2 rRNA genes are annotated in these 3444 nt (G+C 56.6%); both read right to left on the reverse strand.

Annotated elements, in window-relative coordinates:
- Window positions 1–10: 10 nt before the first annotated feature.
- Window positions 11–127, reverse strand: a 5S ribosomal RNA gene (rrf, locus tag GUI43_RS33160).
- Between the two features lie 85 nt (window positions 128–212).
- Window positions 213–3321: ribosomal RNA gene (locus GUI43_RS33165) — 23S ribosomal RNA — on the reverse strand.
- Between the last annotated feature and the right edge of the window lie 123 nt (window positions 3322–3444).

The raw sequence follows: 3444 nt of genomic DNA on the forward strand, positions 1-3444 counted from the left end.
CTGGAAGATTGTCCGGCGGCGTCCTACTCTCCCACACCCTCACGAGTGCAGTACCATCGGCGCTGGAGGGCTTAGCTTCCGGGTTCGGAATGTAACCGGGCGTTTCCCCTCCGCCATGACCGCCGTAACTCTATGAACATATCAAACAACCCCGGCACACAAACACGGGTGTTCGCTTGTTCAGAGTTGCACAGTGGACGCGTAGCAGCTTAGTAGTCAAGTCCTCGGCCTATTAGTACCGGTCAACTGAACCCGTTACCGGGCTTACATTTCCGGCCTATCAACCCAGTCGTCTAGCTGGGGGCCTTACCCCACAAAGTGGGTGGGATACCTCATCTTGAAGCAGGCTTCCCGCTTAGATGCTTTCAGCGGTTATCCCTTCCGAACGTAGCTAACCAGCCGTGCCCTTGGCAGGACAACTGGCACACCAGAGGTTCGTCCGTCCCGGTCCTCTCGTACTAGGGACAGCCCTTCTCAAGTATCCTACGCGCACGGCGGATAGGGACCGAACTGTCTCACGACGTTCTAAACCCAGCTCGCGTACCGCTTTAATGGGCGAACAGCCCAACCCTTGGGACCTGCTACAGCCCCAGGATGCGACGAGCCGACATCGAGGTGCCAAACCATCCCGTCGATATGGACTCTTGGGGAAGATCAGCCTGTTATCCCCGGGGTACCTTTTATCCGTTGAGCGACACCGCTTCCACTCGCAAGTGCCGGATCACTAGTCCCGACTTTCGTCCCTGCTCGACCTGTCAGTCTCACAGTCAAGCTCCCTTGTGTACTTGCACTCAACACCTGATTGCCAACCAGGCTGAGGGAACCTTTGGGCGCCTCCGTTACCTTTTAGGAGGCAACCGCCCCAGTTAAACTACCCACCAGACACTGTCCCTGAACCGGATAACGGTCCGAAGTTAGATACCCAAATCAACCAGAGTGGTATTTCAAGATTGCCTCCACCCATACTGGCGTATGGACTTCACCGGCTCCCACCTATCCTACACAAGCTAATTCGAGTACCAATGTCAAGCTATAGTAAAGGTCCCGGGGTCTTTCCGTCCTGCCGCGCGTAACGAGCATCTTTACTCGTACTGCAATTTCGCCGGGCCTGTGGTTGAGACAGTGGGGAAGTCGTTACGCCATTCGTGCAGGTCGGAACTTACCCGACAAGGAATTTCGCTACCTTAGGATGGTTATAGTTACCACCGCCGTTTACTGGCGCTTAAGTTCTCCGCTTCGCCCCGAAGAGCTAACAGGTCCCCTTAACGTTCCAGCACCGGGCAGGCGTCAGTCCATATACATCGAATTACTTCTTCGCATGGACCTGTGTTTTTAGTAAACAGTCGCTTCCCCCTGCTCTCTGCGGCCATACAACGCTCCACCCGCGCGGGGCTTCACGTCTCCGGCCCCCCTTCTCCCTAAGTTACGGGGGCAATTTGCCGAGTTCCTTAACCACAGTTCGCCCGATCGCCTCGGTATTCTCTACCTGACCACCTGTGTCGGTTTGGGGTACGGGCCGCTAAGAACTCGCTAGAGGCTTTTCTCGGCAGCATAGGATCACTGACTTCACCTGAATCGGCTCGGCATCACGTCTCAGCCTTCATGTGTTGCGGATTTGCCTACAACACGGCCTACACGCTTACCCCGGCACAACCACCGGCCGGGCTCAGCTACCTTCCTGCGTCACCCCATCGCTTGACTACTACCCATCAGGTTCCCACGCTCCCCACCATCCGTCCGAAGACATCAGGCAGTTCGGGTGGTTAGCACAACGAGGTTCATCAGGGACGCTCTTTCGCGGGTACGGGAATATCAACCCGTTGTCCATCGACTACGCCTCTCGGCCTCGCCTTAGGTCCCGACTCACCCAGGGCGGATTAGCCTGGCCCTGGAACCCTTGGTCATCCGGCGGAAGGGTTTCTCACCCTTCTTTCGCTACTCATGCCTGCATTCTCACTCGTGCCGCGTCCACAACTGGGTCACCCCGCTGCTTCACTCGCGGCACGACGCTCCCCTACCCATCCACACACCTGCACAAGGAATCAAGTCCAAGCGAGGATAAAATGTGAATGCCACAGCTTCGGCGGTGTGCTTGAGCCCCGCTACATTGTCGGCGCGGAACCACTTGACCAGTGAGCTATTACGCACTCTTTAAAGGGTGGCTGCTTCTAAGCCAACCTCCTGGTTGTCTATGCGACCCCACATCCTTTTCCACTTAGCACACGCTTAGGGGCCTTAGCTGGTGATCTGGGCTGTTTCCCTCTCGACTACGAAGCTTATCCCCCGCAGTCTCACTGCCGCGCTCTCACTTACCGGCATTCGGAGTTTGGCTGATTTCGGTAAGCTTGTGGGCCCCCTAGACCATCCAGTGCTCTACCTCCGGCAAGAAACACGCGACGCTGCACCTAAATGCATTTCGGGGAGAACCAGCTATCACGGAGTTTGATTGGCCTTTCACCCCTAACCACAGGTCATCCCCCAATTTTTCAACATTGGTGGGTTCGGCCCTCCACGCGGTCTTACCCGCGCTTCAGCCTGCCCATGGCTAGATCACTCCGCTTCGGGTCTAGGACACGCGACTGAATCGCCCTATTCAGACTCGCTTTCGCTACGGCTCCCCCACACGGGTTAACCTCGCCACATGCCACTAACTCGCAGGCTCATTCTTCAAAAGGCACGCCGTCACCCCGCAAGGCTCCGACGGATTGTAGGCGAACGGTTTCAGGTACTATTTCACTCCCCTCCCGGGGTACTTTTCACCATTCCCTCACGGTACTTGTCCGCTATCGGTCACCAGGAAGTATTTAGGCTTACCAGGTGGTCCTGGCAGATTCACGGCAGATTTCAGGGGTCCGCCGCTACTCGGGAACACCCACAGAAGGTCAGCAACTTTCACCTACCGGACTCTCACCGTCTACGGTCAGCCATTCCAGACTGTTCGACTAGCCACTGACTTTGTAACTTCTCGAACAAGTGTCAGCTTGTTCAGCAGGGTCCCACAACCCCGACCACGCAACCCCTGACAGGTATCACACGCAGCCGGTTTAGCCTCGATCCGCTTTCGCTCGCCACTACTCACGGAATCACTAAATTGTTTTCTCTTCCTACGGGTACTGAGATGTTTCACTTCCCCGCGTTCCCTCCACACACCCTATGTGTTCAGGTGTGGGTGACACCACATGACTGGTGCCAGGTTTCCCCATTCGGACACCCTGGGATCACAGCTTGGTTGACAGCTCCCCCAGGCCTATCGCGGCCTCCCACGTCCTTCATCGGCTCCTGGTGCCAAGGCATTCACCGTTCGCCCTTGACAACTTGACCACAAAGATGCTCGCGTCCACTGTGCAATTCTCAACAAACGACCAACCCACAACCCGATCCGCCCCACACCAAAACCCGGTCCCAAAAGGACCAGCGGTATGTGGGGCCAGGCCATGCCTGGCA

Source organism: Micromonospora noduli (assembly GCF_003264365.1).
GTDB lineage: Bacteria > Actinomycetota > Actinomycetes > Mycobacteriales > Micromonosporaceae > Micromonospora > Micromonospora noduli.